Consider the following 26227-nt stretch of genomic DNA (forward strand, 5'->3'; position numbering starts at 1 on the left):
CGAGTCACAGGCAACATGGTCGCGCTGCGCGGAAAAGAGATCGACGCCTTTCTCGCCCGCCCCGATGCGGGCCGTCCGATCATCCTGCTCTATGGTCCCGACGCCGGCCTGGTCCGCGAACGCGCGGATGCGCTGATCGCCTCGGCCGTCGACGATCCCAATGATCCCTTCTCGCTGGTCAAGGTCGATGGCGACGAGCTCTCCGCCGAGCCGTCGCGCCTCGTCGACGAGGCCATGACGGTGCCGCTGTTCGGCGGCCGCCGCGCCATCCACGTGCGCGCCGGCTCGCGCAGCTTTGCCAGTGCTATCGACACACTGGCGGAGATGGGCGTCAGGGATTGCCGCATCGTGATCGAGGCCGGCGAGCTGCGTCCGGAATCGCCACTGCGCAAGGCCTGCGAACGCGCCAAGACGGCCGTCGCGATCGCCTGCTATCCCGATACCGAGCGCGATCTCGCCAAGCTGATGGAAGACGAGCTCCGCATCGCCAATTTGCGCATCGCGCAAGATGCCCGCGCGGCGCTGATGTCGTTCCTCGGCGGCGATCGCCAGGCCTCCCGCAACGAGCTGCGCAAGCTCACGCTCTATGCCCATGGCAAGGGCGAGATCACGCTGGATGACGTGATGGCTGTCGTCGCCGATGCGTCGGAACTGAAACTCGATCCGATCGTCGATGGCGCCTTCGCCGGCCGGCCCGAGATCGTCGAGAACGAGTTTGCCAAAGCCATGATCGCCGGCACCTACCCCGGCGTGATCATCTCCGCGGCGCAGCGTCAGGCGGCGTGGCTGCACAAATCGGCGCTCGCAATCGCCGACGGCACGCCCGCATCCGCGGTGCTCGACAGCGGCTATCCGCGCCTGCATTTTTCGCGGAAGCCCGCGGTCGAAACCGCATTGCGCAATTTCAGCGTGGCGCGGCTCGCCGTCATCATCGAGCAGCTCGCGACCGCCGCGCTCGATACCCGCAAGCAATCCACCCTCGCCGCCGCCATCGCCCAGCGCACGCTGATGGCGATCGCCGCAAACGCGAAGCGGCGGAGCTGAGCTTCCCGCACTGTCCCCTCGTCATTGCGAGGAGCCCTTGCGACGAAGCAATCCAGAATCTCTCCGCGGAAAGATTCTGGATGGCTTCGCTGCGCTCGCAATGACGTGTGGATCGGCATGAGGTCCTGGCTTTCGCCAGGACGACACCAAGCGGCTACAGCGCGCCCTTCGCCAGCCGCCGCATCACCTCGTCGAGCTGATCGAGGTTGCGGTAGTTGATCTGGACCGAGCCGCCGGGGTCTCGGTGGCTCACCGTGACCTTGAGCCCGAGCGCGTCGCTGACGCGCTTTTCGAGGTCGACCGTGTCAGGGTCTTTTTCCTTCGCCCCCGAGCGCGCCTTCTGCGGCTTGCGCTCCGGCACGCCCTCTTCATGCGCCAGCGCCTCGGCCTGGCGGACGTTGAGGCCCTCCTCGACGATGCGCTTGGCGGCCGCGAGCGGATCAGGCACGCCGATCAGCGCGCGGGCATGACCTGCGGTCAGCTCGCCGCTCGTGATCAGGGTTTGCACCTCGGCGGGAAGCTTCGTCAGCCGCATCATGTTGGCGATGTGGCTGCGGCTCTTGCCGACGACTTTGGCGATGTCGTCCTGGCTGCGTTTGAACTCGTTGGCGAGCGCGTGATAGCCGAGCGCCTCTTCCATCGGATTGAGGTCTTCGCGCTGCACGTTCTCGACGATCGCGAACTCCAGCGCATCGCTGTCGCTGATGTCGACGGGGACGATCGGCACTTCGTGCAGGCCGGCCATTTGCGAGGCGCGCCAGCGCCGTTCGCCGGCGATGATCTCGAAGCGGTCCTGCGCACCCTTCACCGGGCGCACCACGATCGGCTGGATCACGCCATGCTGCCTGATCGAATCGCTGAGCTCCCTGAGCTCGCTCTCCGAAAAGGTGCGGCGCGGGTTGCGCGGATTGGGCTTGATGAACTCGATCGGCACCTTGCGTTGCGCGCGCGGCCGATCGACATGCTGAGCCTCGCCGCCGACGTCACCGATCAGACTCGCAAGACCCCGGCCCAGTCGCGAACGCGCTTCGTCGGCCATCGCCAGCTCCCTTGGATTCACGATGCAGCACTCCAGAACTGAATTGTCGAAACTCGTAACTCGTAGGATCAACGCCGCTTCAATGCGTCGTGCGAAGCTCGCGCTCGCGCTGGATCACTTCGGTGGCGAGCCGCAAGTAGGCTTCGCTGCCGACGCATTTGAGATCGTAGACCAGCACCGGCTTGCCGTAGGACGGCGCCTCCGAGATGCGCACGTTGCGCGGGATCATGGTCTTGTAGACCTTCTCGCCCATGAACTGCCGGACGTCGGCAACGACCTGGTTCGAGAGATTGTTGCGCGAGTCGAACATGGTCAGCACGATGCCGTGGATCGACAAGTTCGGATTGAGCGTCGAGCGCACCTGCTCCACCGTCTGCAGCAATTGCGACAGACCTTCGAGCGCGAAGAACTCGCACTGCAGCGGCACCAGGATCGCGTCGGAAGCCGCCATCGCGTTCACGGTGATCAAGTTGAGCGAGGGCGGGCAGTCGATCAGCACATAGGTGTAATCGGCGTCGGGCGAAACGTTGTTGTTGAGCGCGCTGATCGCGTCGCGCAGCTTGTACGCACGACCAGACGTGGTGCCGAGCTCAAGCTCGAGGCCGGAGAGATCCATGGTCGAGGGCGCGATATGCAGCCGCGGCACTGCCGTCGACACCACCGCTTCCCGCAGGCTCGCCTCGCCGATCAGAACGTCATAGGTCGAGCAGGAGCGGTTGCGGCGATCGATGCCGAGTCCGGTCGAGGCATTGCCCTGCGGATCGAGATCGACGATCAGGACGCGTTCGCCGATCGCAGCGAGCGCTGTCCCGAGATTGATCGCCGTGGTTGTTTTTCCCACGCCGCCCTTCTGATTCGCCAGCGCCAGGATGCGCGGATGGCCCTGCGGGACGGCGGCGGTCTGTTCTTGCTGCGGTTCGTCAATCACGCTCATCGCAAATTCCCCACTCGGCCCCTGACGCCTCACCCGCGCCGTTCGACGGAAGCCAGCTCGACGATCCAACCGTCGCCTGTACGGCTGTGGTGGAGCTGCGGCTGAATATTCCAATATTTAGTGGCTTCGGTCAATTCAGACTCTACATCTTGACCCTTGAGAAACAACGCTTTTGCGCCCCGGCGCATCAGCGGCTCCGCAAAGCCGATGAGTTGATGTAGCGGAGCCAGCGCACGCGCGGTGACGCAATCGACCGGGCCGGTGATTCTATCCACATTATCCCCGATCTCAGCGAGATGTACGACTCCCGGAGATGTCGTGACGCGCACGGCTTCGCGCAGGAAGGCTGCCTTCTTGGCGATTCGCTCGACCAGATGGACGCTCGCCCCGGCCGTCCCGGCCATGGCGCAGGCCAGGACGATCCCGGGAAAGCCGCCACCGCTGCCGAGGTCGGCCCAACGTTTGGCCGATGGGGCGAGAGCGACGAGCTGAAGCGAGTCGGCGATGTGCCGGGTCCAGAGGTACGGCAATGTCGAGGGCGCGACGAGGTTGGTCTTGGCCTGCCACTCCCGTAGCAGTGCAATGTAGCGATCGAGCCGGGCTTCCGTTTCATGTGAAACAGGCGCGAGGTTGAGCGCCGCAACCTTGTCGGCTGCAATGACGACGTCCCACGATCGATCGTTGGCGCTGGCCTTGTCGATCTTTGGCCGGGCAGGCGCCGGTTCGGAGCGAACACCGGCACCCTCACCCGCCGAGGGTTTTCCTGATGACGATCTGCCGCCGCCGGTCCCGCGCTGTTTCACGTGAAACCTATGCGATTGCTTTGGAAGTCTTCCGCGCTTCGCGGCGGAGATAGGCCGCAAGAATGCCGAGCGCGGCAGGCGTCATGCCGTCGATTCGGCCGGCCTGGCCAACGGTGAACGGCCGCGCGTTCTCCAGCTTGGCCCGCACCTCATTGGAGAGACCGGGGACCTGCTGGTAATCGACGTCCGACAACACCATCCCCTCGTCCCGCCTGAAGGCTTCGACGTCCGCGCTCTGGCGCTCCAGATAGACATCGTACTTCGCGTCGATCTCGAGATGGGTGGCAATGACGGGATCAATGCCGGACAGCTCGGGCCAGATCGCACGGACCTGGCTCCAGCCAATATCGGGATAGGCCATCAGTTCGAAAGCCGAGCGCCGCTGGCCGTCCCGGTTCAGGGTCAGACCCTGCTTAATGGCCTCGTTCGGGGTGACCGTCAGCGACTTCGAGAGCGCTCGTGCCGCATTCAAGGCGTCCATCTTGGCGCGGTGATGCACGGTCCGGGCGCTCCCGACGCATCCCGAGGCGATGCCCTTCTCGGTTAGACGCTGGTCGGCGTTGTCCGCACGCAGTGTCAGCCGGTACTCGGCCCTGGAGGTGAACATCCGATAGGGTTCGCTGATGCCGCGGGTGACGAGGTCGTCGATCATCACGCCGAGATAGCCATCAGCTCGGTCGAACACTGTCAGCGCGGCGCCGCTCGCAGCCAATGCCGCGTTCAGCCCGGCCACGATGCCTTGGCCGGCGGCTTCCTCGTATCCGGTCGTGCCGTTGATCTGGCCAGCCAGGAACAAGCCGCGCAGACGCTTGGTCTGGAGGGTCGGATCGAGCTCACGCGGATCGATGTGGTCGTATTCGATGGCATAGCCCGGCCGGACCATCTTCACCCGCTCCAGGCCGGGAATGGTTGCGAGGATGGCGAGCTGAACCTCCTCCGGCAGCGAGGTCGAGATGCCGTTGGGATAGACAGTGCTGTCGTCGAGCCCTTCCGGCTCCAGGAAGATCTGGTGACCGTCGCGATCGCCGAAGCGAACGATCTTGTCCTCGATCGAGGGGCAATAACGCGGTCCGGAGCTCTTGATCTGGCCGGAGTACATCGGAGAGCGATGAACATTGGCCCGGATCACCTCGTGAGTCGCGGAATTTGTCCGGGTGATCCCGCACTGGATCTGTGGCGTCGTGATCCGCTCGGTCATCACGGAAAACGGCTCCGGAGGCTCGTCCCCCGGCTGCATCTCGACCGCCGACCAGTCGATCGTCGTCCCATCCAGACGCGGCGGGGTCCCTGTCTTGAGCCGTCCGAGGGTGAACCCCGCGCGCTCGAAGGAGGTCGAAAGGCCCATCGCTGGCGCCTCGCCGACCCTGCCGGCGGGCCAAATCTTCTCTCCGAGATGGATCAGACCGCGGAGGAAGGTGCCGGTGGTGACGACGACGGCCCCTGCCCGAAGCTCGCGGCCATCTGCCAGGCGCAGGCCGATCACCCGTCCCTCGACCACGATCAGCTCGTCCGCTTCGCCTTCGACCACGGAAAGACCCTCGGTCTCCCGGATCGCCGCCTGCATCGCGGCCGCATAGAGCTTCCGGTCGGCCTGCGCGCGCGGACCACGGACCGCTGGGCCCTTACGGCGATTGAGAACGCGAAACTGAATACCGCCGGCGTCGCCGACCCGGCCCATCAGACCATCGAGCGCGTCGACCTCGCGAACCAGATGGCCCTTGCCGAGACCGCCAATGGCGGGATTGCAGGACATCGCGCCGACCGTGGAGAAGCGGTGCGTGACCAGAGCGGTCGCCGCGCCCATCCGGGCAGAGGCAGAAGCGGCCTCACAGCCGGCATGGCCGCCGCCAATCACAATGACGTCGAAGCTCTCTCGCTCTGTTCGCATGGACGGACTTCTAGCTCAGAGGCGGGGAAGCCGGAAGCGGAAACTGGAAAGGCGGTTGTTTCACGTGAAACGGTGCAAGCGGAGCCCAGATGTTTTCGCGAAACAACCCCATGCATAGTAGAACCGCCCTTGGAAAAATTATCATTTTCAGCGGTAGAAAACGGAGCTCCCGAAGCATAAAGTGTCTACTGAAGGGCCGTAACGTCCAGATGCGGCCCGGTCTCCGAAGCTCGATGGCAGCGGCATACTCCCATCATCGCGAGCGGAGTGATCCGGGATCTCTCCGCTCACCCGCTCCCTTAGCTGCCACGTTTGCCAGCAAATATGGGTAATGGAGCCACGTTTCACGTGAAACGTCTCGGAACGCGACTGTTTCACGTGAAACGAAGAAGTGGAACAAAGGCTAGTTCTACAATGAAGAACTAGGTCTACTTCCCAACGCAGAACTTCTGAAAAATCGCCCCCAGGACGTCCTCGACATCCACCCGACCCAGCAGCCGGCCCAAGGCATAGGCCGCAGCGCGCAGCTCTTCGGCGGCAAGCTCCTCGCTGTCTTCTACAAGCTCCAGACTCCGCCGCAAGCTGTCCGACGCTCGGCGCAGCAAATCCCGCTGCCGGGCTCGCGTCACCAACGCGCCCTCAGTCGTTCCGAAGAAGTCGGCGGCGAATTTCACCATAGCATGGACCAGCTCGGGAATGCCGTCCCCCCGGCTGGCGGCGATTCCGAACTCACCGTGCAGGCCGACGTCCTCGACCCCGCCGAGATCGATCTTGTTGCGCACGATCCAGACCGAACCGCCGGAGCGGCTGCCTGCGTTGCCGGACTTCCCCAGCAACGGCATTGCGGCCGGATCGACCGCGCGCCCCGCCTCCACCAGCCACAACACGAGGTCGGCGTCTTCGGCTCGGGCTCGCGCCCGGCGAACACCCTCCTGCTCCACCGGATCGTCGGTCTCGCGAATGCCGGCCGTGTCGATCACCGTGACGGGATAGCCATCAAGATCGAGCTGCACCTCGATCACATCGCGTGTCGTGCCGGCATGCGGCGAGACGATCGCGACGTCGCGGCGCGCGAGCTGGTTGATCAGCGTCGACTTGCCGACATTCGGCTCGCCCGCGATCGCAACCACCAGGCCGTCGCGCAAGCGTTCAGCTTGTCCCTGTGCCGCAAGGACTTCTGCGATTTCGTCATGCAGCGCACTGATCGCCTTGACCGCAGGCGCTCTCAACTCGGCGGGCACATCGCCCTCGTCGGAGAAATCGATGCCGGCCTCGATCAAGGCCGAGGCGTCGATGATGCGCTCGCGCCAGTCGCGCGCGCGGTTGCCGAGGAGACCCTGCAACTGCCGCAACGCCTGGCGGCGCTGGCGGTCGGTGTCGGCATGAATGAGATCGTCGAGGCCCTCCGCCTCGGTCAGGTCGAGCTTGCCGTTCTCGAAGGCGCGCCGGGTGAATTCGCCCGGTTCGGCAGCTCGCATATTCGGAATTACGGAAATTGCGGTAAACAGTGCGGCCAGCACCGCGCGGCCGCCATGGACGTGAAATTCGGCGACGTCCTCGCCGGTCGCGCTGCCGGGCCCCGGAAACCACAACACCACCGAATCGTCGATCGGCTGGCCCACGCCGTCATGAAGGAGCCGGCGGCTGGCCTGCCTCGGCGCCGGCAGCTTGCCCGCCAGCGTCGTCAGCACCAGGCTGGCGCCTGGCCCGGAGACACGCACCGCCGCAAGCGCACTTGGCGGACGGCCAGACGACAGTGCAAAGATGGTGTGGTCTCGCGGATACATAGCCTATTTGTCCGGCTGAAAGGGAAAAGGCAAACATCCGTTTCGGCTGACCATCGAGCGATTATGCTGCATGGATTCTCGCAGCAAAACCTATGGTGCGATGCAAAAAACTCCCGAGCGTCTCCTGCAAGACCCACTTCCAACGGAATGAGCGGCATCCCTCGATCCCGCTATTCATAAATTATATCAACATCTTAGACGGCGCCTACTCCAGACGACAAACGCCAGCCATGCTGCAGCTCCGCTGCAACAAAGCCGCACAAAGAAAAAGGGCGCCCGAAGGCGCCCTTTAATCATGTTGCATTGCAATCAGGTGTTCATCGAATCGAAGAACTCGGAATTGCTCTTGGTCGAGCGGAGCTTGTCGAGCAGGAAGTCGATTCCGTCCATCGTCCCCATCGGATTCAGGATGCGGCGGAGCACGTACATCTTCTTCAAGACCACCGGATCGGTGATCAGCTCTTCCTTACGGGTGCCGGAGCGCGAAATGTCGATCGCCGGGAAGGTCCGCTTGTCCGACACCTTGCGATCGAGGATCAGCTCGGAGTTGCCGGTGCCCTTGAACTCTTCGAAGATGACTTCGTCCATACGGCTGCCGGTATCAACCAGCGCAGTCGCGATGATCGTCAGCGAGCCGCCCTCTTCGATGTTGCGGGCGGCGCCGAAGAACCGCTTCGGCCGCTGCAGCGCGTTGGCATCGACACCACCGGTCAGCACCTTGCCCGATGACGGCACCACGGTGTTGTAGGCGCGGCCGAGGCGCGTGATGGAGTCCAGCAGGATCACGACGTCGCGGCCATGCTCGACCAGACGCTTGGCCTTCTCGATCACCATCTCGGCGACCTGGACATGGCGCACCGCCGGCTCGTCGAAGGTCGAGGAGACGACCTCGCCCTTCACCGAGCGCTGCATGTCCGTGACTTCTTCCGGACGTTCGTCGATCAGGAGCACGATCAGATAGCACTCGGGATGATTATGCGCGATCGAGTGCGCGATGTTCTGCATCAGCACGGTCTTGCCCGTGCGCGGCGGCGCGACGATCAGCGCGCGCTGACCCTTGCCGATCGGCGCAACGATGTCGATCACCCTTGCAGACAGGTCTTTCCGCGTGGGGTCGTCGATTTCCATGCGGAAGCGCTGATTCGGAAACAGCGGCGTGAGGTTGTCGAAATTGACCTTGTGCTTGGCCTTTTCCGGGTCCTCGAAATTGAGCGTGTTGACCTTCAGCAGCGCGAAATAGCGCTCGCCCTCCTTCGGGCTGCGGATGTGGCCTTCGATAGTGTCGCCGGTGCGCAGGCCAAAACGGCGGATCTGCGAGGGCGAAACGTAGATGTCATCCGGGCCCGGCAGATAATTCGCATCGGGCGAGCGGAGGAAGCCGAAGCCGTCGGAGAGAACCTCGACGACGCCTTCGCCGACGATGTCGGTCTCGGCGAGCGCAAGCTGCTTGAGGATGGCGAACAGCAGCTCCTGCTTGCGCATGGTGCTGGCATTCTCGACCCCATTCTCTTCCGCGAACGAGACGAGTTCGGCCGGCGTCTTCGACTTGAGGTCCTGGAGTTTGATTTCCCGCATTGGGGTGGTCCTGTGGGGTAACCTGGGAGGGGGGTGCGAGGAGGCTCTGAAATGCGGACGCGAAAAGGTAAGGTCCGCAGGTCTGGCAAGGAGAGCGCCGGTGAGGCTTCAAACCTGATGGGGTGTCCGGCCTCTGGAAAGCTCAGACACGACCACATCCGCCTGCGTTGGGTGGGATATCGCTAATATAGAAAATCGCCTCACACTCCGCAAGCAGAAGCACTGAGCGATTGTTCGCGACCGCTGCCTAGAACGGCTTCACGATCACCATGATGACGATCAGAATCATCAAGGCAGTTGGTACCTCGTTGATAATCCGATAGAATTTCTGGCTCCGGGGGCGCCGGTCCGCCGCGAAATCCTTCAGCCAGCGCGAAAAAAAGCCGTGGACCGCGGACATCGCCAGGACCAGTGCCAGTTTTACGTGCAGCCAGCCGAAAGTGAACCAGTGTCCAGCCCAGGCGAGGTAGAGCCCGGCGAGCCAGGTCACGATCATAGCGGGGTTGATGATCGCCTTGAACAGCCGCCGTTCCATGATCTTGAACGTTTCCGACTGCTGCGAGCCGACTTCAGCCTCGCAATGATAAACGAACAGCCGTGGCAAATAGAGCATGCCCGCCATCCAGGAAATGACGGCGATCACATGCAGCGCCTTGATCCAGAGGTAGACGTCTTCAAACATGTCTGGGGGTCCGGATTCCTGCCCAGCCGAGGGGAACGCTGGGGATAGTAAGAACTCGTTAAGGTCTTGCCTGCACACATATCCGTCCGTAGCGCCCTTCTCCAATAAGAATCTTAGATTCTTAAGGTTTGAGTCTATGTGACGGTGAATTGGACTCACACATTTCCGTCCGCCCGTTCACACGCGCTTGTTCACATCCATCAACATATCCTCTGACAGCTCCGGCCGCTTTCGATAAGTCGGTCAGCTTCAAAGGCTTGCGCGTTTCTGTCGGCAGCTTATCAAGAGGGTTATCGACGCAATCCCGTTTCCCTTTCGGGAGGGCGTCGAAGTTGTTCTCAGGGGCAGCGGTGTGAAGAAAATCGGCCGTTGTCCCGCCCCCGGTGTCGCACATCCCTTTCCGGGAGGTTAAGCTCCACAGAAATCCACAAACCACACCGACTCCATACAAAGGGCTTTTGTGCCGACTTCGAACAATTATTTCCATCTGCACCTCGTCTCCGACTCCACCGGTGAGACGCTGATCACGGTCGCGCGCGCCGTTGCCGCCCAGTACGCCAACGTGACCCCGGTCGAGCACGTCTATCCGCTGGTGCGCAGCCAGAAACAGCTCGATCGCGTGCTCGACGAGATCGAGGAAGCGCCGGGAATCGTGCTGTTCACGCTGCTCGAGAAGGATCTGGTTTCGAGGCTCGAGGATAAGTGCAAGGGGATCAATGTTCCGAGCCTGTCGATCATCGGGCCGGTGATGCAGTTGTTCGAGGCCTATCTCGGAGCTGCCACGACCGGCCGGGTCGGCGCCCAGCACGTGCTCAATGCCGAATACTTCAAGCGTATCGACGCGTTGAACTACACGATGATCCACGATGACGGCCAGCATGTCGAAGGGCTCGACGACGCGGACGTGGTGCTCGTCGGCGTTTCCCGCACCTCCAAGACCCCGACGTCGATCTACCTTGCCAACCGAGGCATCCGCACTGCCAACGTGCCGCTGGTTCCAGGCATTCCGGTGCCCTCGCAACTGGAGACGTTGACGCGACCGCTGGTGGTGAGCTTGCATGCGACGCCGGAACGATTGATCCAGGTGCGCACGAACCGCCTGCTCTCCATGGGGGCCGATTCCAGCAGCGACACTTATACCGACAAGCAGTCGGTCGCCGAGGAGGTCGCATTTGCCCGCAAGCTGAGCGCCAAGCACGATTGGCCGCTGCTCGACGTCACGCGGCGCTCGATCGAGGAAACCGCCGCGGCGATCATGAAACTCTACAGCGATCGTCAGCGTAACCGGCCTTCTGAATAGCTTTGGGATAGTTTCGCGATGGGTCTGTGGCTCGGCAAATTTTCGTTGATCCTGGCCTCGCAGAGCAGCGCGAGAAAGATGCTCCTGGCCAATGCCGGGCTCGAGTTCAAGGCGATCACGGCTGATATCGACGAGCGCGGCATCCAGGCCGCCTCCGGGCTTTCTGGTCCGCGCGAGATTGCCCTGCTGCTGGCGCGCGAAAAAGCCAAGGCAGTCTCGGCCCATCACGCTGGAAGCACCGTCATTGGTGCGGATCAAACGCTGGCGCTTGGCGATCGCCTCTTCAACAAGCCTGCGGGCCGCGCCCAGGCGCTGGCGCAGCTGCGCGATCTCTCCGGCCATAGCCATGAGCTGAATTCCGCCGTGGCGATCGCACGCGATGGCGAGATCATCTTCGAGGACGTCTCGGTTGCCCGCCTCACGATGCGGCAGATGACCGAGGCCGAGCTTTCGGCCTATCTCGACATCGCCGGCGGCGCCGTCAGCACCAGCGTCGGCGGCTATCAGCTCGAAAGCCTGGGGATCCATTTGTTCGAGCGTATCGAGGGCGACCACTTCACCATTCTCGGCTTGCCGCTGCTGCCGCTGCTTGCGTTCCTGCGGCGCGAGCGGCTAGTTGCGGTGTGACTGGCAGATATGGTTGGGCGCTGATGCGGATCCTGGGACTGACCGGCTCGATCGGGATGGGCAAATCGACCACCGCGAAATTGTTCGCGGAGGCTGGCGTGCCTGTCTACGATGCCGATGCGGCCGTCCATCAGCTCTATGAGGGCGAGGCCGCACCCGCGATCGAGGCCGCCTTCCCCGGCACTACCGCGAACGGCAAGGTTGATCGGCCAAAACTCTCGGCGCGTGTGGTGCACGATCCTGCGGCCATCAAGCAGCTCGAGCAGATCGTCCATCCGATGCTCGGCGCTTCCCGGAAAAAGTTCTTCGCCGACGCCGAAGCCGCCAACGCGCCGGTCGTGGTGCTGGACATACCGCTGCTGTTCGAGACGGGTGGCGAGACGCGGGTCGATGCCGTAGTCGTCGTCACCACGTCTCCGGAACTGCAGCGCGAGCGGGTGCTGGCGCGCGGCACGATGGACGAGGCCAAGCTCGACGCCATCATCGCCAAGCAGACACCCGATGCGGAAAAGCGCAGGCGTGCCGATTTCGTGGTGGATACATCCCACGGACTCGAACCGGTGCGCGCCCAAATCGCGCACATCCTCGCCGACGTCGTTAAGATGCCGCAGCGGCGCGCCTGATTCGCCGCCTGACACGGCTTCCCAGATCATGCGCGAAATCGTTCTCGACACAGAAACCACCGGCCTTGACCCGTTGCGGGGAGATCGCCTGGTCGAAATCGGCTGCGTCGAGATGCTCAATCGCATGCCGACGGGGCAGAGTTTCCACGTCTACATCAATCCCGAAAGGGACATGCCGGCAGAAGCCTTTGCGGTGCACGGGCTGTCGGCCGAATTCCTGGCGACGAAGCAGCTGTTTCACGAGGTCGTCGACGATTTTCTGGAGTTCATCGGCGACGCGCCGCTGGTGATCCACAATGCCTCGTTCGACATCAGCTTCATCAATGCCGAGCTCGACCGGATCAAGCGCCCGGCGATCCCGCGCGAGCGGCTGGTCGATACGCTGCTGCTGGCTCGGCGCAAGCATCCCGGCGTGTCGAACCGGCTCGACGATCTCTGCTCACGCTATGCGATCGACAATTCACGCCGCACCAAGCACGGCGCATTGCTCGACGCCGAGCTGCTTGCGGAAGTCTATGTGGATCTGGTCGGGGCGCGGCAGTCGCAGCTGCTGCTTGCTTCGGAATCCGAAGAGACTCGCGCCAATGGGGCTGCCGATGCGCCTCGGCGGCAACGGCCGGCGCCGCTCACCCCGCGCATTTCGGACGCCGAGCGCGAGGCCCACCGGGCCTTCATCACAACGCTCGGCGACAAGGCGATCTGGAACGAGTTCTTGCCCGCTCCAGCCGCCCCTTTGGCTGGTTAAGCCTGGCCGCTCGGCTGAGCGGCCATTTGCCGCTCCATGTTCTGGCGATAGAGGCCGACGAAGTCGACCGGATCCAGCATCAAAGGCGGGAACCCGCCGTCGCGCACGGCAGTGGCGATGATCTCACGGGCAAACGGGAACAGCAGGCGCGGGCATTCGATCATGACCAGCGGATGCAAATTGTCCTTCGGCACGTTGGAGATGCGGAAGACGCCGGCATAAGCGAGCTCGAACGAGAACATGATCTTGCCGGCGGTCTCGGCCTTGCCCTCGACCGACAGCGTCACCTCGAACTCCTGTTCGCTGAGATTGTTGGCGCTGACATTGATCTGGATGTTGATCTGGGGCGGCTGGCTCTGCTGCTGGAGCGAGCTGGGCGCATTCGGATTTTCGAACGAGAGGTCCTTGGTATATTGCGCCAGGACGTTGAGCTGGGGAGCCTGGGCCGCCTCGGGAGGGGTGCCGTTACCGTTGGTCATAAGAGTGTCTCCTTACCCGATTGGGCTGAATTTCGCGGCGGTTGGCTAACATAGGGCTACCTCGTTCCACAAGGACGAACGGTCCCGGATGGGGAATTCCGGCCACGCCCACAACTGTGGCGTTCACCCCGGCGATCCAGCGCAACTGCGCCTTAAACGATTGAAGATGCGCGATTTCCGGGCAGGATCGGGTTTCCCCTTAAGCATAAAACGCGCTACACTCGGTGTGCCAAAAGGCGCCATTGGCCGGGCAAGATTTCGTGCCTACATCCCACGGACCTGACGCGCGGACCCAAAATGGTGATGTAGACTTGCCGTTCCGGTATGGAACGGTCTACTGGCCGGATCGATTTTCCCGGCACGATCCTTTCGAGACGGCCCCTTCTACAGACGACCAGAAAGCGAATACGACGTGGACATCTACACCATCATCTTCCTGGCGCTGGCGGTCTTCATCTTTCTGAGGCTGCGCAGCGTGCTGGGGCAGCGCACGGGCAACGAGCGGCCGCCGTTCGACCGCAACGCGCTCCAGGGCGCCCAGGACAAGAACGTCGTCACCATGCCGGGCAAGGTCATCGACCAGGCTCCCTTGGCGCCGGCGGCCGAGCCGACCCCGCCCTCCGACCGTTGGAAGGGCCTGACCGAGCCGGGCACCGTGCTCGCCCAGGGTCTCGACGCCATCGTCGAAAAGGATTCCACCTTCGATCCGCGGCATTTCATCTCCGGCGCCCGCGGCGCCTATGAGATGATCGTGCTGGCCTTTGCCAATGGCGACCGCCGCGCGCTGCGCGACCTGCTGTCGTCGGAGGTCTATGAAAGCTTCGATGCCGCGATCAAGGAGCGCGAGAAGAACGAGCAGAAGACCGAGACGCGTTTTGTCTCGATCGACAAGGCCGAGCTCGTCGGCGCCGAACTGCGCGACCGCACCGCCCAGCTCACGATCCGCTTCGTCTCGCAGATGATCTCGGCCACCCGGGACAAGGCCGGCAACATCGTCGACGGAAGCGCCGACACGGTCGCCGACATCACCGACATCTGGACTTTCGCCCGCGACATCACTTCTCGCGATCCGAACTGGAAGCTGGTTGGCACCGGAAGCGCGAATTAAGGTTTTCCTGAAGACCAGCGCGACGGCGCTTTGCGCAGGTGCCGTCGCGCTGTCGTCGTTTTCACTCGGCGCTGAGGCGGCGCGGCGCCACTATCGCAGCCATCACCATCATCTCCCGGAATTGCCTGCCGCGCCGCCGCGCGCCTTGCCATATCCGCAGCTTCCCCTGCCGCTTGAAATTCCCGGCGCCCAATATCTGCCGCTGGCCTGGGCCGACGTGAAGGGCTGGGGCGACGACAATCATCTTGCCGCCTACAAGACCTTTCGCGCGAGCTGCCGTCCGATCAACGCGCAGACCGGCGCTCCCGAACCGAAGGCTTTGGGCGCCTCGCTGGGCGAACCCTGCCGGGTCGCCAAATCGCTCGAGCTTACCGACGACGCTCGGGCCAAAACCTTCTTCGAGGAGAATTTTGCGCCGCTGCGGATCTCGCGCCTCGGCGAGCCCGATGGTTTCGTCACCGGCTATTACGAACCGGTGCTGGAGGGATCGCGCACGCAGACCGACGTCTACAACGTCCCGGTCTATCGCCGCCCCTCGAATCTCTTTGTGCGCGGTTACAAGCAGGATTCGGTCAGCCTGCCCAACAAGGGCCCGGTCTATCGCAAGATCGGCCGCCGCAAGCTCGTGCCTTATTACGACCGCGCCGAGATCGAGGACGGCAAGATCGCCGGCCGCGGACTCGAGATTGCCTGGCTGAAGGACCCGACCGATCTGCTGTTCGCCCAGATCCAGGGTTCGGCGCGGATCAAGTTCGACGACGGCGGCACGGTCCGGCTCAACTACGACGCCTATAACGGCTATCCCTATACGGCGGTCGGTCGCATCCTGATCGAGCGCGGCATCATTCCAAAGGAAGAGATGTCGATGCAGAAGATCAGGGAGTGGATGGCGCAGACCCCTGACGGTGCCAAGGAGCTGCGCCGCCAGAACCGCTCCTACATCTTCTTTCGCGAGGTCAATCTATCCGACAAGGAGGAGGCGGTCGGCGCGCAAGGCATTCCGTTGACGGCCGGCCGCTCGATCGCGGTCGACAAATCGCTCCACGTCTACGGCACCCCGTTTTTCATCGAAGGCGAGCTGCCGATCGATTCCGAACGCGCGAAGACGCCGTTCCATCGCTTGATGATCGCGCAGGACACGGGCTCGGCCATCATCGGTCCGGCGCGCGCCGATCTCTATTTCGGCGCGGGTCAGGATGCCGGCCGGGTCTCCGGACGGCTGCGCCATGCCATGCATTTCGTGATGCTGGTGCCGAAGAGCCTCGATCCCACAACGCGCGGCGCGCGGCTCCCGGTGCCGGACCCGCGGCCCTCGGAGAAGATCGCAAAGCTGTTTCCGCAAACGGAGCCTGCGAAGGACAAGCCGCCTGCCGAGCTGCAAAGCAAGAGCGAGACGGTCGCTGTCGCCGGTCCAGTCCCGCTGCCGGTGCCGCGTCCCGTGATCGAGCCAGTTCAGGAGCCGCGGCGGCCGGTGAAAAATCGCTCCCATCGGCAACAATGAAGCGATCGTCCCGTCCGCCCGTGCTGGAGCCTCGTCCCTCGCCGCGCCGTCGCGTGCTGAGTGAGGAAGAGCGCGCGCTGTGGGATACGGTCGCAAAGCAGGTCAAGCCGCTGAGAAAGCATCGTGCGGCGAAGGCGCAAGCTGCACCACGCACCGAGTCTTCGCCTGCAGCGCCCGCCCCCCGGATTGCGCCGTCGCCACGTCCGATTGCCGCTGCCCCGGCACCGCGCGCAGCGAAGCCGGCGGTGCCGCCGCTGGCGCCGCTCGGCAAGCGCGAGCGCACAAAGCTGTCGCGCGGGCGCAGCGAGATCGAGGCGCGGCTCGATCTGCACGGCATGACCCAGATGCGTGCCCACCGCGCGCTGAGCGGCTTCCTGCACCGCGCCCATCATGACGGCCTGACCTTCGTGCTGGTCATCACCGGCAAGGGCCGAAGCGGCGGCGAAAGCGGCGTGCTGCGCCGTCAGGTGCCGGAATGGCTGAGCCTGCCGGAATTCCGGGCCTTCGTCGTCGGATTCGAAGAGGCCGGTATCGGCCATGGCGGCGAGGGCGCGCTCTACGTGCGGATCAGGCGGGCGAGATATTAGAACGGCCGCACGATTCCGACGCGCGGGATCAATGTGACAATCAGGCCGAAGATATTTGTCGTCTGATCTTCCGCCGAAATCAGCGGCGTCTCGCGTGCGGCGGGCAGCATCTTCACCGCGTGCAGGATCAGGAACATGCAGACTGCCCAGTTCGAGATCCAGCGCGAATAGTCGAATACCATCGCGAACATCACGACACAGGCGAGGCTGACGCCGATCAGCGCCGCAATGACGAGGCGGCGATGCGTGTCGCTTGCGAGCGCGCCGATCAAATTCGCAAAATAGCGCCACAGCGGTGTGTGCAGCCAGATCAGCAGCGCGAACACGGGCACGCCGAGGATGTTGTGCGGCAGGCGGCCCCAGGTGTCGGAAATCTCCTTCGCCAACGGCTGATACCAGATGTAGGCAAACTGCAGCAGGTCGGTCCGCGACGGATCGGCCATCCGGCTCTTCAGATAGGCGACGAAATCCGCCTCCGGGACCGGCATCGTTCCCCAAAACTGCGCGGCGAAGAACAGCGCGGAGACGGCCAGCAGGGCCATGATGCCGAACGCGACATTGGTGCGATCGCAGCCATGCGCTAGATAGTGCCTGATCACGACGATGGTGATGATGGTCGGCACATACATCAAGAGATGGATGTGGTGGATCAGGACGAGAACGATCGAGAACAGCGCAGCCAGCGCCACGAATAGCAGCGAGCCGGCCGGCACCAGCAGCAGGACGATCGCCAGCGCGCAGCCATAGATGTCGAAATGGCCGAGCGTGTGCATGAAGTTCTTGAGGAAGAACGGCGAGCCCGCGATGAAGACGAACGTCGGCAATGTCTTCGCGGTGAAGCCGAACGTTGTCTGGAAGAGTCTTGCGTACAGCCCGAGCGTCACCAGCCATGTCGCGCCGCCGAGCGCGAACACCAGCCATAGCGGCACCTTGTCGGTGAACAGCGCGACGATCGTCCCGATCAGCGCGCGCTTGATGAAGCCAAAATGGTAATCGACGAGGAGGTGGATGTAGGGGACGTAAGGCGGCAGCTGGATCTTGTGAACCAAGACGCCAACGATGATTGCCGCGTTGATCGCGAGCAGCAGGCGCCAGGGGTTTTGCAGGAAGCGTGCGGTCACGCCGCATCCATAGCGCGACCGTCCGGAATTACAAAATGAACCGGCTCAAATCCGCGTTCTTGGCGAGGTCCCCGACGTGCTTCTGCACGAAATCGGCGTCGACCCTGATGGTCTCGCCGCTGCGATCTGGGGCGGTGAAGGAGATCTCGTCCAGCACCCGCTCCATCACGGTCTGCAGCCGCCGCGCGCCGATGTTCTCGACGGTGGAATTCACGGCCACCGCGACGTCCGCAAGCGCGTCGATGGCGTTGTCGGTGATGTCGAGCGTGACGCCTTCGGTCTGCATCAAAGCGACATATTGCTTGATCAACGAGGCCTCGGGCTCGGTCAGGATGCGGCGCATGTCGTCGCGGGTCAGCGCCTGCAGCTCGACGCGGATCGGCAGGCGGCCCTGCAGTTCCGGCAACAAATCGGACGGTTTGGCGACGTGGAAGGCGCCTGAGGCAATGAACAGGATGTGGTCGGTCTTCACCGCGCCGTGCTTGGTCGAGACGGTGGTGCCCTCGATCAGCGGCAGCAGGTCGCGCTGCACGCCCTCGCGCGAGACGTCGCCGCCGGCGCGGCCTTCGCGGGCGCAGATCTTGTCGATCTCGTCCAGGAATACGATGCCGTTGTTCTCGACCGCGCTGATCGCCTCCATCGTCAACTGATCGCTGTCGAGCAGCTTGTCGGATTCCTCGTTGATGAGGATCTCGTGCGAGCTCTCCACCGTCAGCCGCCGCGTCTTGCTGCGGCCGCCGAGCTTGCCGAAGATATCGCCGATCGACACCGCGCCCATCTGCGCGCCAGGCATGCCCGGGATCTCGAACATCGGAAAGCCGCTGCCGCCGCCTTGCGTCTCGATCTCGATTTCCTTGTCGTTGAGCTCGCCCGCGCGCAGCTTCTTGCGGAAGGAGTCCCGCGTCGCGGCGCTGGAATTGGCGCCGACCAGGGCATCAAGTACGCGCTCCTCAGCGGCGAGCTGCGCACGTGCCTGCACGTCTTTGCGCTTGCGCTCGCGGACCTGGGAAATCGCGACCTCGACGAGATCGCGCACGATCTGCTCGACGTCGCGGCCGACATAGCCGACCTCGGTGAATTTCGTCGCCTCGACCTTCAGGAACGGCGCGTTGGCAAGCTTGGCGAGCCGCCGCGCGATCTCGGTCTTGCCGACCCCGGTCGGGCCGATCATCAGGATGTTCTTCGGCAGCACCTCTTCGCGCAAGGAGCCTTCGAGCTGCTGCCGCCGCCAGCGGTTGCGCAGCGCGATCGAGACGGCGCGCTTGGCATCGGCCTGGCCGACGATGAAACGGTCGAGTTCGGAAACGATTTCGCGGGGGGAGAAGTCTGTCATGGGACCTTAGCTAGGATCAGATGCGGGGCGGGACAAGCCGCTTTTTTTGGCCGTCAGATGATCGGCGGACCCGATTGCCATAGTTTCACGGCCTCGATCGGATGGATCAGCATCAGGATATTGAGCGTCAGATTGTCGCGAATATGCAGCGCCAGCATGATTTCGAAGGCGAGCCCAAGCAGGATGGTCACTGATACAGGCAGCAGGCGCGCTACGAGGAAGCCCAGCATCATGGACAAATTGTCAGAGATCGAATTGACGATGCTGTCGCCGAAATAATCCAGCGAGATCGTGCCGGCGCGGTAGCGTTCGATGATGAAGGGCGAGTTCTCGACGATCTCCCAGGCACCTTCGATCAGAATGGCGATGATCAGGCGGGCGGGCCAGGACAGAGACACGAACGGCAGCCGCGCGAACAGCAGCCAGGTCAGCCCGTAAAGCAGGAAGCCGTGCAGGATGTGCGAGAAGGTGTACCAGTCGGCGATGTGCTGCGAATTCTCCGAGCTGTTCACCACGCCATGCCACAGCTTGACATAGCCGCAGGTGCAGATCGGCACCCGGCCCATCGCAAGCAGGATCGAGGCCTGCATCGCCAGCAGCAGCAGCGCGATGCCGACCCAGGCGAGCGGCGGAAACGCGGCCCTGCTCTCATGCGTGGTTGCCAGCGTCATGGCTCGCGCACCATCAGGAGTGCGGGCCCGTCGGGCGTCTCGACCATGCGTTCCCGGACAAAGCCGGCCTTCTCATAGGCGCGCACGGCGCGCGCGTTGAGCGGATCAGGATCAGTGACGATGCGCGGCAGGCCCTGCCGCAACTGCGCGTCGGCGAATTGCCGGATGAATGCCGAACCGTGCCCGCGCGCGATCATGTCGCTTTCGCCGATGAACTGATCGATGCCACGGGTGGCCTCCGGTTGCGGCCCAAGACCCGTATTCCAGGCGGTCAGGCGGTAGCATTGAAGATAGCCGAACGGCTTACCGTCGGCCAACACGATGAACTGGTCCATTGCCGGCTCGCCGAGATCGCCGCTCACGAGCGCGAACTGCTCGTCCGGATCGCCCCACCATTCCCGCACATGCGCTTCGCCCAGCCATCGCCGAATCAGCGGCAGAACGGCCGCGGTCATCGGGCGGAAGGTGTAGGCGAGGGCCATGGCCTACCCGGCCGACAGCGCTTCGATGGTCACATTGCGGTTGGTGTAGACGCAGATATCGGCGGCGATGTCGAGGGAGCGGCGGACGATGGTCTCGGCGTCCTTGTCGGTGTCGAGTAGGGCACGGGCGGCCGCCAGCGCGTAATTCCCGCCGGAGCCGATCGCCATGACGCCGGCTTCGGGCTCCAGCACGTCGCCGGTGCCTGTCAGCACCAGGGAGACGTCCTTGTCGGCGACGATCATCATGGCCTCCAGCCGCCGCAAATAACGGTCGGTGCGCCAGTCCTTGGCGAGCTCGACGGCGGCCCGGGTCAATTGCCCCGGATATTGCTCGAGTTTGGCTTCCAAACGCTCGAACAGCGTGAAGGCGTCGGCGGTGGCGCCGGCAAAGCCGCCGATGACGTCGCCCTTGCCGAGTTTCCGGACCTTCCTGGCGTTGTGCTTGATCACGGTCTGGCCGATCGAGACCTGGCCGTCGCCGCCGACCACCACCTTGCCGCCCTTGCGGACCGTCAAAATCGTGGTGCCGTGCCAGCCCGGCGAGCTGTTTGGGGAGTCCTGCATGAATGATCCTCGTTGACCGGGCTGATTTAGGCGGTCGGGAGCGGGGGCACAACGGGCCGCTCCGGGCCCAATTCGCTCACCATAGGCAGAAGTAGAGGCCCGGCCAGCCGTTGCCGCAGTAGCGAAGGCGTCATTTGGCTGTTAAAAGACCGGCGTTTTCGGCCCGAACTAGGATGGAAGCGTGTTTTGATGCGCACCGCGACGATCAAGCGCAAGACCAAGGAAACCGACATCGAGGTCACCGTGAACCTCGATGGCTCCGGCGTGTCCAATATCGCGACCGGCATCGGCTTTTTCGACCATATGCTCGATCTCCTCGCCCGCCATTCCCGCATTGACCTCACGGTCAAGGCGGTCGGCGATTTGCACATCGATCATCACCATACCACCGAAGACACCGGCATCGCGCTCGGCCAGGCCGTCAAGCAGGCGCTCGGCAACATGGCGGGCATCACCCGCTATGCCGGCGTGCACATGCCCATGGACGAGACGCTGTCACGCGTGGTCATCGACATCTCGGGCCGCCCGGTCCTGGTGTTCAAGGTCGACTTTCCCCGCGACAAGATCGGCGAGTTCGACACCGAGCTGGTGCGCGAGTGGTTCCAGGCCTTCGCCATGAACGCCGGCGTGACTCTTCACGTCGAGACCCTATATGGCGATAACAGCCACCATATCGCCGAGTCCTGCTTCAAGGGTCTGGCACGGGCGCTGCGCACCGCCGTCGCGATCGATCCGAAGGCGGTGGGCGAAATCCCGTCCACCAAGGGCTCGCTCGGCGGCTGACATCTTTCGGCCCGCGGCCCGCGCCGTTTGCGGTATCACTGAATTCCTAGGGAACGGGGCATCGCCATGTCCGTCTACACAGTTCATGCTCCCTCCCCCGCAGGATCCGATCTGCGCGCGACCGACAAGTTCGTCTTCGTGCGCGACGGCTTCCATTTCTGGGCGATGATCTTCGGACCGCTCTGGCTGCTGTGGAATCGGCTGTGGCTGGCGCTGATCGGCTGGGTGATCTTCGTTGCCGCCTTCAACGTCGGGCTGTCCAGCCTCGGTGTCGGCCGTTCGTCGATCTTTTTCGCCGACATCATCGTCGCGCTGCTGATGGGATTCGAGGCCTCCAGCCTGCGCCGCTGGACGCTCTCGCGCGGTAAATGGCGACAGCTCGACGTGGTGATTTCCGACGACGAGGACACCGCCGAGCGCCGCTTCTTCGAGCGCTGGAGCCAGAAGCAGCGCGGCATCGTCAACGATCAATGGGCCGTCGATCGCGGCGGCCCGCCGCCGACCCGCAACGTGCCGGGTCAGCAATTCTCCAACCCGCCGCCAATGCCGGCGGGTGGCATCATTGGTTTGTTTCCAGAACCGGGAGGGTCAAGATGAGCGTCGCGATCATCGATTACGGTTCAGGCAATCTGCATTCGGCTGCCAAGGCGTTCGAGCGCGCCGCGCGCGGCATGGACAACCCGCAAAAGGTGTTCGTCACCAGCGATCCGGACCAGGCCTACGGCGCCGACCGTCTGGTACTGCCGGGCGTCGGTGCTTTCGCTGATTGCCGGCGCGGGCTCGACGCCGTCAACGGCATGGTCGAGGCGATCACCGAAGCGGTGCGCGTCAAGGCGCGGCCGATGTTCGGCATCTGCGTCGGCATGCAGCTGTTCGCCACTCGCGGCAAGGAGCATGTGACCACGCAAGGGCTGAACTGGATCGGCGGCGACGTCGAGAAGATCACGCCGAACGACGAGAGGCTGAAGATCCCGCACATGGGGTGGAATACGCTCGATGTGCTGCGCGAGCATCCGGTGCTGGACAGGCTGCCGCTCGGCCCCAAGGGCCAGCACGCTTATTTCGTGCACTCCTACCACCTCAACGCCACCAACGAGGCGGACGTGCTCGCGCGTGCCGATTACGGCGGGCCTGTCACCGCGATCGTCGGCAAGGACACGGCGATCGGGACGCAGTTTCACCCCGAGAAGAGCCAGCGCTTCGGCCTCGCCCTGATCTCGAATTTTTTGCGATGGAAACCGTGATTCTCTTTCCCGCGATCGACCTCAAGAACGGCCAATGCGTGCGCCTCGAGCAGGGCGACATGGCGCGCGCGACCGTGTTCAACCTCAATCCCGCTGCGCAGGCGGCGAGCTTCGTCGCGCAAGGCTTTGAGTATCTCCACGTCGTCGACCTCGACGGCGCGTTTGCCGGGAAGCCTGTGAACGCGCAGGCCGTCAAAGCGATGCTGAAGACGATCACGATTCCGGTGCAGCTCGGTGGCGGCATTCGCGATCTCGCGACTGTCGAAGCCTGGCTCGAAAAGGGCATCACCCGCGTCATCATCGGCACCGCCGCGGTGCGCGACCCCGAATTGGTGAAGGCTGCCGCCAGGAAATTCCCCGGCCGCGTCGCGGTCGGGCTCGATGCACGTGACGGCAAGGTCGCGGTCGAAGGCTGGGCCGAGACCTCGCAGGTGACGGTGCTGGAGATCGCACGGCGTTTCGAGGATGCCGGCGTTGCCGCCATCATCTTCACCGACATCGCGCGCGACGGCCTGCTCAAAGGCTTGAATCTCGATGCGACCATTGCGCTGGCGGATGCGATCTCGATTCCCGTGATCGCCTCCGGCGGCCTCGCCTCGATCGAGGACGTCAAGGCGATGCTGACGCCGCGCGCGAAAAAGCTCGCCGGCGCGATCGCCGGCCGCGCGCTCTATGACGGCCGACTCGATCCCGCTTCCGCCCTCGCCCTGATCCGCAACGCAGGCGCTGCCTAGGAGACCTCCGATGTTCAAGGTGCGCGTGATCCCCTGCCTCGACGTCAAGGACGGCCGGGTCGTCAAGGGCGTCAACTTCGTCGATTTGCGCGATGCCGGTGACCCCGTCGAAGCGGCGATCGCCTATGACGCCGCCGGCGCCGACGAGCTCACCTTCCTCGACATCACCGCGACCCATGAGAATCGCGGCATCATGCTGGACGTGGTCCGGCGCACTGCGGAAGCCTGCTTCATGCCCCTCACCGTCGGCGGCGGCGTGCGCGAGGTGAACGACATCAAGACCCTGCTGCGCGCGGGCGCCGACAAGGTCTCGATCAACAGCGCCGCGGTGTCACGGCGTGAGTTCGTCAAGGAAGCCGCCGAGAAATTCGGCGGGCAATGCGTGGTGGTCGCGATCGACGCCAAGCGGGTCAAGCGCGCCGGTGGCGGAGAGCGCTGGGAGATCTTCACCCATGGCGGCCGCAATTCGACCGGCATCGACGCCATCGAATATGCCCAGGAAGTGGTCTCGCTCGGTGCCGGTGAAATCCTGCTCACCTCGATGGACCGCGACGGCACGCGGCAGGGTTTTGACATCCCGCTGACCCGGGCGATCGCCGACAGCATTCCCGTTCCTGTGATCGCCTCGGGCGGCGTCGGCAATCTCGACCACCTCGTCGACGGTATTCGCGACGGCCACGCCACCGCCGTGCTGGCCGCCTCGATCTTCCATTTCGGGGAATTCACCATCCGCGAAGCCAAGGAGCACATGTCCCGGCGCGGGCTGCCCATGCGCCTCGATGCCTGAGGACTCCCGTTCCTAAAAATGCTAAATCATCGGCGGGAACCGGCTTATCCCGTCAGATAACCGGCCAATCATCGGCCAAGGCGCGTTTTCCGAGTATTTGTATGCCGCGTTTCACGATCCACGATCTGGCCGAGACCATCGACGCCCGCGCGGCAGCGGGTGGCGAGGCGTCCTATACCCGCAAGCTCCTCGACAAGGGCGCCGAACATTGCGCCAAGAAGTTCGGTGAGGAGGCAGTCGAAACCGTAATCGCAGCAGTCGAAAACGATCGCGCGCATCTGATCGCCGAGGGCGCCGACCTGCTCTATCATTTCCTTGTGCTGCTCAAGGCCCGCGGCGTAAAGCTGGAAGAGGTCGAGGCCGCATTGGACAAGCGGACCAATATGTCAGGGTTGGAAGAAAAGGCGTCGCGTAAGGGCGGCAGCTAGCCGAGGTGGAGAGTCGCGTCATGGATATCCGCGCACCCGAGCAGCAGTATAATCCGTACCGCGTCTATACGCGCGAGGAGTGGTCGCGACTGCGCGACGACACGCCGATGACGCTGGAGCCGGGTGAGTTCGACCGGCTACGCTCGCTGCACGACCGCCTCGATTTGCAGGAGGTCGAAGACATCTACCTGCCGCTGTCGCGCCTGCTGTCGATCTACGTCGATGCGATGCAACGGCTTTATTACGCGGAGCGCCAGTTCCTCAACATCCGCGACCGCAAGATGCCCTACATCATCGGCGTCGCCGGTTCGGTCGCGGTTGGAAAATCCACCACGGCCCGCGTGCTTCAGGCGCTGCTGGCGCGCTGGTCGCCGCGTCCCAAGGTCGAGCTGATCACCACCGACGGATTTCTGTATCCCAACGCCGTGCTGGAGCGGCAGGGCATCATGCAGAAGAAGGGCTTTCCGGAGAGCTACGACCTGCCGCTGCTGCTCAGCTTCCTCTCCGACATCAAGGCCGGCCGCCGCCATGTGCGCGCGCCGGTCTATTCGCATTTGACCTACGACATCGTGCCGAACCAGTGGGCCGAGATCGACCAGCCCGACATCCTGATCGTCGAGGGCGTCAACGTGCTGCAGACCGGCAAGCTGCCGCGTGACGGCAAGGCCGTGCCCGTGGTGTCCGACTTCTTCGATTTCTCGGTCTATATCGACGCGGACGAGGCGGCGCTGCGGCAGTGGTACATCAGGCGCTTCCTGTCGCTGCGCGACACCGCGTTCACCAATCCAAAATCCTACTTCAATCGCTACGCGCTGTTGTCGGACGAGGAAGCCACCGCCACCGCGATCGCGATCTGGGAACGCACCAACCTCGCAAATCTCGAGGACAACATTCTGCCAACCCGTCCCCGCGCGACCCTGATCCTGAAGAAGGGCGCCGATCACACGGTGGCGAGCGTGGCGCTCAGGCGGCTGTAGCAGCCTTGATGGACGGCGCCCTTTGTCAAATTTCGGGCTGAGTATCTTTTGTTGCAGACCGGCGAGGGGTATTTGGTTATGGCTTTCGGAAACGCAAACGGGTCCCATGGTTGATCGTCTCAGAAGCGCCGCCGAGCAGCTGGAAGCACCGACCTGCCCGGAGTGCCATATCGAGATGAAGTGGTTCCGCTCCGAACTGCTCGCGGACGAGCCGACCCCGATCATCGCGCATCTCTTCGTGTGTCCGCATTGCAAGCGCGCCGCCCAGGTAGACACCATGTTCAGGGGAGGCCAGGCGCCGCATGACAAGCTGTCTGCGCCGCGGTTTATGGCTTATGCCGCATAACGGTTCATCCCGTCGGAGCGCGCAGTGATGCCGGG

The 26227-nt window shown here is 63.6% G+C and carries 29 protein-coding genes; 16 read left to right on the forward strand and 13 right to left on the reverse strand.

Translation table 11 applies throughout. The annotated features are described in order from the left end of the window. The first annotated feature begins 15 nt into the window (after window positions 1–15). Entirely contained in the window at window positions 16–1044 is a 1029-nt protein-coding gene (gene holA / locus AC0L23_RS28750; protein WP_085359577.1) for a DNA polymerase III subunit delta, read from the forward strand. A gap of 154 nt (window positions 1045–1198) precedes the next feature. Here the strand turns inward: holA and AC0L23_RS28755 are convergent, their stop codons facing one another. From AC0L23_RS28755 to hemJ, 7 genes are all read right to left on the reverse strand, one after another. Beyond that, complete coding sequence (locus AC0L23_RS28755; RefSeq protein WP_085384736.1) at window positions 1199–2083, reverse strand: ParB/RepB/Spo0J family partition protein; 885 nt, start codon at window positions 2081–2083, stop codon at window positions 1199–1201. 79 nt (window positions 2084–2162) lie between these two features. Then, window positions 2163–3017 (reverse strand): ParA family protein, encoded by an 855-nt coding sequence (locus AC0L23_RS28760; protein WP_085349238.1) that lies wholly within the window; start codon window positions 3015–3017, stop codon window positions 2163–2165. A gap of 29 nt (window positions 3018–3046) precedes the next feature. After that, window positions 3047–3820, reverse strand: coding sequence for a 16S rRNA (guanine(527)-N(7))-methyltransferase RsmG (gene rsmG, locus AC0L23_RS28765; protein ID WP_085359575.1), 774 nt, complete (start codon window positions 3818–3820; stop codon window positions 3047–3049). Between the two features lie 7 nt (window positions 3821–3827). After that, on the reverse strand, window positions 3828–5708 hold the full coding sequence (gene mnmG, locus AC0L23_RS28770) for a tRNA uridine-5-carboxymethylaminomethyl(34) synthesis enzyme MnmG (protein ID WP_085359573.1): 1881 nt from the start codon (window positions 5706–5708) through the stop codon (window positions 3828–3830). A gap of 428 nt (window positions 5709–6136) precedes the next feature. Then, window positions 6137–7495 (reverse strand): tRNA uridine-5-carboxymethylaminomethyl(34) synthesis GTPase MnmE, encoded by a 1359-nt coding sequence (mnmE, locus tag AC0L23_RS28775; RefSeq protein WP_085349241.1) that lies wholly within the window; start codon window positions 7493–7495, stop codon window positions 6137–6139. Window positions 7496–7804: 309 nt separating this feature from the next. Further along, window positions 7805–9070 carry a transcription termination factor Rho gene (gene rho, locus AC0L23_RS28780; RefSeq protein ID WP_007598612.1) on the reverse strand — a complete coding sequence of 422 codons (1266 nt, stop codon included), beginning with the start codon at window positions 9068–9070 and terminating at the stop codon, window positions 7805–7807. A gap of 247 nt (window positions 9071–9317) precedes the next feature. Beyond that, the gene (gene hemJ, locus AC0L23_RS28785) at window positions 9318–9752 is read right to left on the reverse strand and encodes a protoporphyrinogen oxidase HemJ (protein ID WP_018459641.1); all 435 of its coding nucleotides are present in this window, start codon (window positions 9750–9752) and stop codon (window positions 9318–9320) included. A gap of 460 nt (window positions 9753–10212) precedes the next feature. Here hemJ and AC0L23_RS28790 point away from each other — a divergent pair, with 460 nt between their 5' ends. From AC0L23_RS28790 to dnaQ, 4 genes are read left to right on the forward strand one after another with little or no spacing between them, the layout of a single operon-like run. Continuing rightward, window positions 10213–11052 carry a pyruvate, water dikinase regulatory protein gene (locus AC0L23_RS28790; RefSeq protein ID WP_018459640.1) on the forward strand — a complete coding sequence of 280 codons (840 nt, stop codon included), beginning with the start codon at window positions 10213–10215 and terminating at the stop codon, window positions 11050–11052. An 18-nt stretch (window positions 11053–11070) separates the two neighbouring features. After that, window positions 11071–11679, forward strand: coding sequence for a Maf family protein (locus tag AC0L23_RS28795; protein ID WP_085349242.1), 609 nt, complete (start codon window positions 11071–11073; stop codon window positions 11677–11679). A 23-nt stretch (window positions 11680–11702) separates the two neighbouring features. Then, on the forward strand, window positions 11703–12302 hold the full coding sequence (coaE, locus tag AC0L23_RS28800) for a dephospho-CoA kinase (RefSeq protein ID WP_085349243.1): 600 nt from the start codon (window positions 11703–11705) through the stop codon (window positions 12300–12302). 28 nt (window positions 12303–12330) lie between these two features. After that, window positions 12331–13047 carry a DNA polymerase III subunit epsilon gene (gene dnaQ / locus AC0L23_RS28805; RefSeq protein ID WP_085349244.1) on the forward strand — a complete coding sequence of 239 codons (717 nt, stop codon included), beginning with the start codon at window positions 12331–12333 and terminating at the stop codon, window positions 13045–13047. Here dnaQ and secB read toward each other — a convergent pair. Further along, window positions 13044–13526: a protein-export chaperone SecB gene (gene secB, locus AC0L23_RS28810; RefSeq protein WP_007598595.1), complete on the reverse strand. Its 483-nt coding sequence runs from the start codon at window positions 13524–13526 to the stop codon at window positions 13044–13046. The two genes, dnaQ and secB, sit on opposite strands and share 4 nt — an antisense overlap. A gap of 412 nt (window positions 13527–13938) precedes the next feature. On the opposite strand from secB, the gene AC0L23_RS28815 reads away from it, so the two are divergent. Genes AC0L23_RS28815 through AC0L23_RS28825 form a run of 3 tightly spaced genes read left to right on the forward strand, consistent with a single transcriptional unit; the run spans window position 13939 to window position 16722 of the window. Next, on the forward strand, window positions 13939–14634 hold the full coding sequence (locus tag AC0L23_RS28815; RefSeq protein ID WP_085349245.1) for a Tim44/TimA family putative adaptor protein: 696 nt from the start codon (window positions 13939–13941) through the stop codon (window positions 14632–14634). After that, window positions 14612–16135, forward strand: a complete 1524-nt coding sequence (mltA, locus tag AC0L23_RS28820) for a murein transglycosylase A (protein ID WP_018459636.1) — start codon at window positions 14612–14614, stop codon at window positions 16133–16135. The genes AC0L23_RS28815 and mltA overlap by 23 nt, the downstream gene beginning before the upstream one ends. After that, window positions 16132–16722 (forward strand): Smr/MutS family protein, encoded by a 591-nt coding sequence (locus tag AC0L23_RS28825; RefSeq protein WP_085359571.1) that lies wholly within the window; start codon window positions 16132–16134, stop codon window positions 16720–16722. Before mltA ends, AC0L23_RS28825 begins: the two co-directional genes overlap by 4 nt. Here the strand turns inward: AC0L23_RS28825 and AC0L23_RS28830 are convergent. The 5 genes from AC0L23_RS28830 to hslV are packed head-to-tail and all read right to left on the reverse strand — an operon-like array spanning window position 16719 to window position 20893. Then, window positions 16719–17843 carry a hypothetical protein gene (locus AC0L23_RS28830; RefSeq protein WP_085359569.1) on the reverse strand — a complete coding sequence of 375 codons (1125 nt, stop codon included), beginning with the start codon at window positions 17841–17843 and terminating at the stop codon, window positions 16719–16721. The two genes, AC0L23_RS28825 and AC0L23_RS28830, sit on opposite strands and share 4 nt — an antisense overlap. A gap of 28 nt (window positions 17844–17871) precedes the next feature. Next, window positions 17872–19176, reverse strand: a complete 1305-nt coding sequence (hslU, locus tag AC0L23_RS28835) for an ATP-dependent protease ATPase subunit HslU (RefSeq protein ID WP_085359567.1) — start codon at window positions 19174–19176, stop codon at window positions 17872–17874. Window positions 19177–19229: 53 nt separating this feature from the next. Continuing rightward, window positions 19230–19847 (reverse strand): DUF2585 domain-containing protein, encoded by a 618-nt coding sequence (locus tag AC0L23_RS28840; protein ID WP_085359565.1) that lies wholly within the window; start codon window positions 19845–19847, stop codon window positions 19230–19232. Next, window positions 19844–20329 (reverse strand): GNAT family N-acetyltransferase, encoded by a 486-nt coding sequence (locus AC0L23_RS28845; protein WP_085359563.1) that lies wholly within the window; start codon window positions 20327–20329, stop codon window positions 19844–19846. Before AC0L23_RS28845 ends, AC0L23_RS28840 begins: the two co-directional genes overlap by 4 nt. A gap of 3 nt (window positions 20330–20332) precedes the next feature. Then, window positions 20333–20893, reverse strand: a complete 561-nt coding sequence (hslV, locus tag AC0L23_RS28850) for an ATP-dependent protease subunit HslV (RefSeq protein ID WP_018459630.1) — start codon at window positions 20891–20893, stop codon at window positions 20333–20335. Window positions 20894–21082: 189 nt separating this feature from the next. On the opposite strand from hslV, the gene hisB reads away from it, so the two are divergent. From hisB to AC0L23_RS28890, 8 genes are all read left to right on the forward strand, one after another. Next, window positions 21083–21676 (forward strand): imidazoleglycerol-phosphate dehydratase HisB, encoded by a 594-nt coding sequence (hisB, locus tag AC0L23_RS28855; RefSeq protein ID WP_007604059.1) that lies wholly within the window; start codon window positions 21083–21085, stop codon window positions 21674–21676. A gap of 66 nt (window positions 21677–21742) precedes the next feature. Further along, window positions 21743–22273 carry a DUF2628 domain-containing protein gene (locus AC0L23_RS28860; protein WP_018459629.1) on the forward strand — a complete coding sequence of 177 codons (531 nt, stop codon included), beginning with the start codon at window positions 21743–21745 and terminating at the stop codon, window positions 22271–22273. Then, window positions 22270–22920 carry an imidazole glycerol phosphate synthase subunit HisH gene (hisH, locus tag AC0L23_RS28865; RefSeq protein WP_085384738.1) on the forward strand — a complete coding sequence of 217 codons (651 nt, stop codon included), beginning with the start codon at window positions 22270–22272 and terminating at the stop codon, window positions 22918–22920. Before AC0L23_RS28860 ends, hisH begins: the two co-directional genes overlap by 4 nt. Continuing rightward, complete coding sequence (hisA, locus tag AC0L23_RS28870) at window positions 22908–23654, forward strand: 1-(5-phosphoribosyl)-5-[(5-phosphoribosylamino)methylideneamino]imidazole-4-carboxamide isomerase (RefSeq protein ID WP_085384739.1); 747 nt, start codon at window positions 22908–22910, stop codon at window positions 23652–23654. The genes hisH and hisA overlap by 13 nt, the downstream gene beginning before the upstream one ends. Window positions 23655–23664: 10 nt before the next feature. Then, complete coding sequence (gene hisF, locus AC0L23_RS28875) at window positions 23665–24441, forward strand: imidazole glycerol phosphate synthase subunit HisF (protein ID WP_085359559.1); 777 nt, start codon at window positions 23665–23667, stop codon at window positions 24439–24441. Window positions 24442–24542: 101 nt separating this feature from the next. Next, the gene (locus tag AC0L23_RS28880) at window positions 24543–24869 is read left to right on the forward strand and encodes a phosphoribosyl-ATP diphosphatase (protein WP_007598445.1); all 327 of its coding nucleotides are present in this window, start codon (window positions 24543–24545) and stop codon (window positions 24867–24869) included. Between the two features lie 20 nt (window positions 24870–24889). Continuing rightward, window positions 24890–25846 carry a type I pantothenate kinase gene (gene coaA / locus AC0L23_RS28885; RefSeq protein WP_007598451.1) on the forward strand — a complete coding sequence of 319 codons (957 nt, stop codon included), beginning with the start codon at window positions 24890–24892 and terminating at the stop codon, window positions 25844–25846. A 106-nt stretch (window positions 25847–25952) separates the two neighbouring features. Then, complete coding sequence (locus AC0L23_RS28890; RefSeq protein WP_085359557.1) at window positions 25953–26192, forward strand: hypothetical protein; 240 nt, start codon at window positions 25953–25955, stop codon at window positions 26190–26192. Window positions 26193–26227: the final 35 nt, after the last annotated feature.

Source organism: Bradyrhizobium sp. MI1.4 (assembly GCF_055811315.1).

What these genes read in the sequence shown, in the direction of transcription:
- rho (WP_007598612.1), bottom strand. Translation starts at nt 9,070, where the DNA reads ATGCGGGAAATCAAACTCCAGGACCTCAAGTCGAAGACGCCGGCCGAA.
- hisA (WP_085384739.1), top strand. Translation starts at nt 22,908, where the DNA reads ATGGAAACCGTGATTCTCTTTCCCGCGATCGACCTCAAGAACGGCCAA.
- AC0L23_RS28755 (WP_085384736.1), bottom strand. Translation starts at nt 2,083, where the DNA reads ATGGCCGACGAAGCGCGTTCGCGACTGGGCCGGGGTCTTGCGAGTCTG.
- secB (WP_007598595.1), bottom strand. Translation starts at nt 13,526, where the DNA reads ATGACCAACGGTAACGGCACCCCTCCCGAGGCGGCCCAGGCTCCCCAG.
- AC0L23_RS28840 (WP_085359565.1), bottom strand. Translation starts at nt 19,847, where the DNA reads ATGACGCTGGCAACCACGCATGAGAGCAGGGCCGCGTTTCCGCCGCTC.
- AC0L23_RS28860 (WP_018459629.1), top strand. Translation starts at nt 21,743, where the DNA reads ATGTCCGTCTACACAGTTCATGCTCCCTCCCCCGCAGGATCCGATCTG.
- AC0L23_RS28890 (WP_085359557.1), top strand. Translation starts at nt 25,953, where the DNA reads ATGGTTGATCGTCTCAGAAGCGCCGCCGAGCAGCTGGAAGCACCGACC.
- coaE (WP_085349243.1), top strand. Translation starts at nt 11,703, where the DNA reads ATGCGGATCCTGGGACTGACCGGCTCGATCGGGATGGGCAAATCGACC.
- hisH (WP_085384738.1), top strand. Translation starts at nt 22,270, where the DNA reads ATGAGCGTCGCGATCATCGATTACGGTTCAGGCAATCTGCATTCGGCT.
- AC0L23_RS28880 (WP_007598445.1), top strand. Translation starts at nt 24,543, where the DNA reads ATGCCGCGTTTCACGATCCACGATCTGGCCGAGACCATCGACGCCCGC.
- coaA (WP_007598451.1), top strand. Translation starts at nt 24,890, where the DNA reads ATGGATATCCGCGCACCCGAGCAGCAGTATAATCCGTACCGCGTCTAT.
- hisF (WP_085359559.1), top strand. Translation starts at nt 23,665, where the DNA reads ATGTTCAAGGTGCGCGTGATCCCCTGCCTCGACGTCAAGGACGGCCGG.
- holA (WP_085359577.1), top strand. Translation starts at nt 16, where the DNA reads ATGGTCGCGCTGCGCGGAAAAGAGATCGACGCCTTTCTCGCCCGCCCC.
- AC0L23_RS28795 (WP_085349242.1), top strand. Translation starts at nt 11,071, where the DNA reads ATGGGTCTGTGGCTCGGCAAATTTTCGTTGATCCTGGCCTCGCAGAGC.
- dnaQ (WP_085349244.1), top strand. Translation starts at nt 12,331, where the DNA reads ATGCGCGAAATCGTTCTCGACACAGAAACCACCGGCCTTGACCCGTTG.
- hemJ (WP_018459641.1), bottom strand. Translation starts at nt 9,752, where the DNA reads ATGTTTGAAGACGTCTACCTCTGGATCAAGGCGCTGCATGTGATCGCC.
- hslV (WP_018459630.1), bottom strand. Translation starts at nt 20,893, where the DNA reads ATGCAGGACTCCCCAAACAGCTCGCCGGGCTGGCACGGCACCACGATT.
- mnmG (WP_085359573.1), bottom strand. Translation starts at nt 5,708, where the DNA reads ATGCGAACAGAGCGAGAGAGCTTCGACGTCATTGTGATTGGCGGCGGC.
- AC0L23_RS28760 (WP_085349238.1), bottom strand. Translation starts at nt 3,017, where the DNA reads ATGAGCGTGATTGACGAACCGCAGCAAGAACAGACCGCCGCCGTCCCG.
- AC0L23_RS28845 (WP_085359563.1), bottom strand. Translation starts at nt 20,329, where the DNA reads ATGGCCCTCGCCTACACCTTCCGCCCGATGACCGCGGCCGTTCTGCCG.
- hisB (WP_007604059.1), top strand. Translation starts at nt 21,083, where the DNA reads ATGCGCACCGCGACGATCAAGCGCAAGACCAAGGAAACCGACATCGAG.
- mnmE (WP_085349241.1), bottom strand. Translation starts at nt 7,495, where the DNA reads ATGTATCCGCGAGACCACACCATCTTTGCACTGTCGTCTGGCCGTCCG.
- hslU (WP_085359567.1), bottom strand. Translation starts at nt 19,176, where the DNA reads ATGACAGACTTCTCCCCCCGCGAAATCGTTTCCGAACTCGACCGTTTC.
- AC0L23_RS28825 (WP_085359571.1), top strand. Translation starts at nt 16,132, where the DNA reads ATGAAGCGATCGTCCCGTCCGCCCGTGCTGGAGCCTCGTCCCTCGCCG.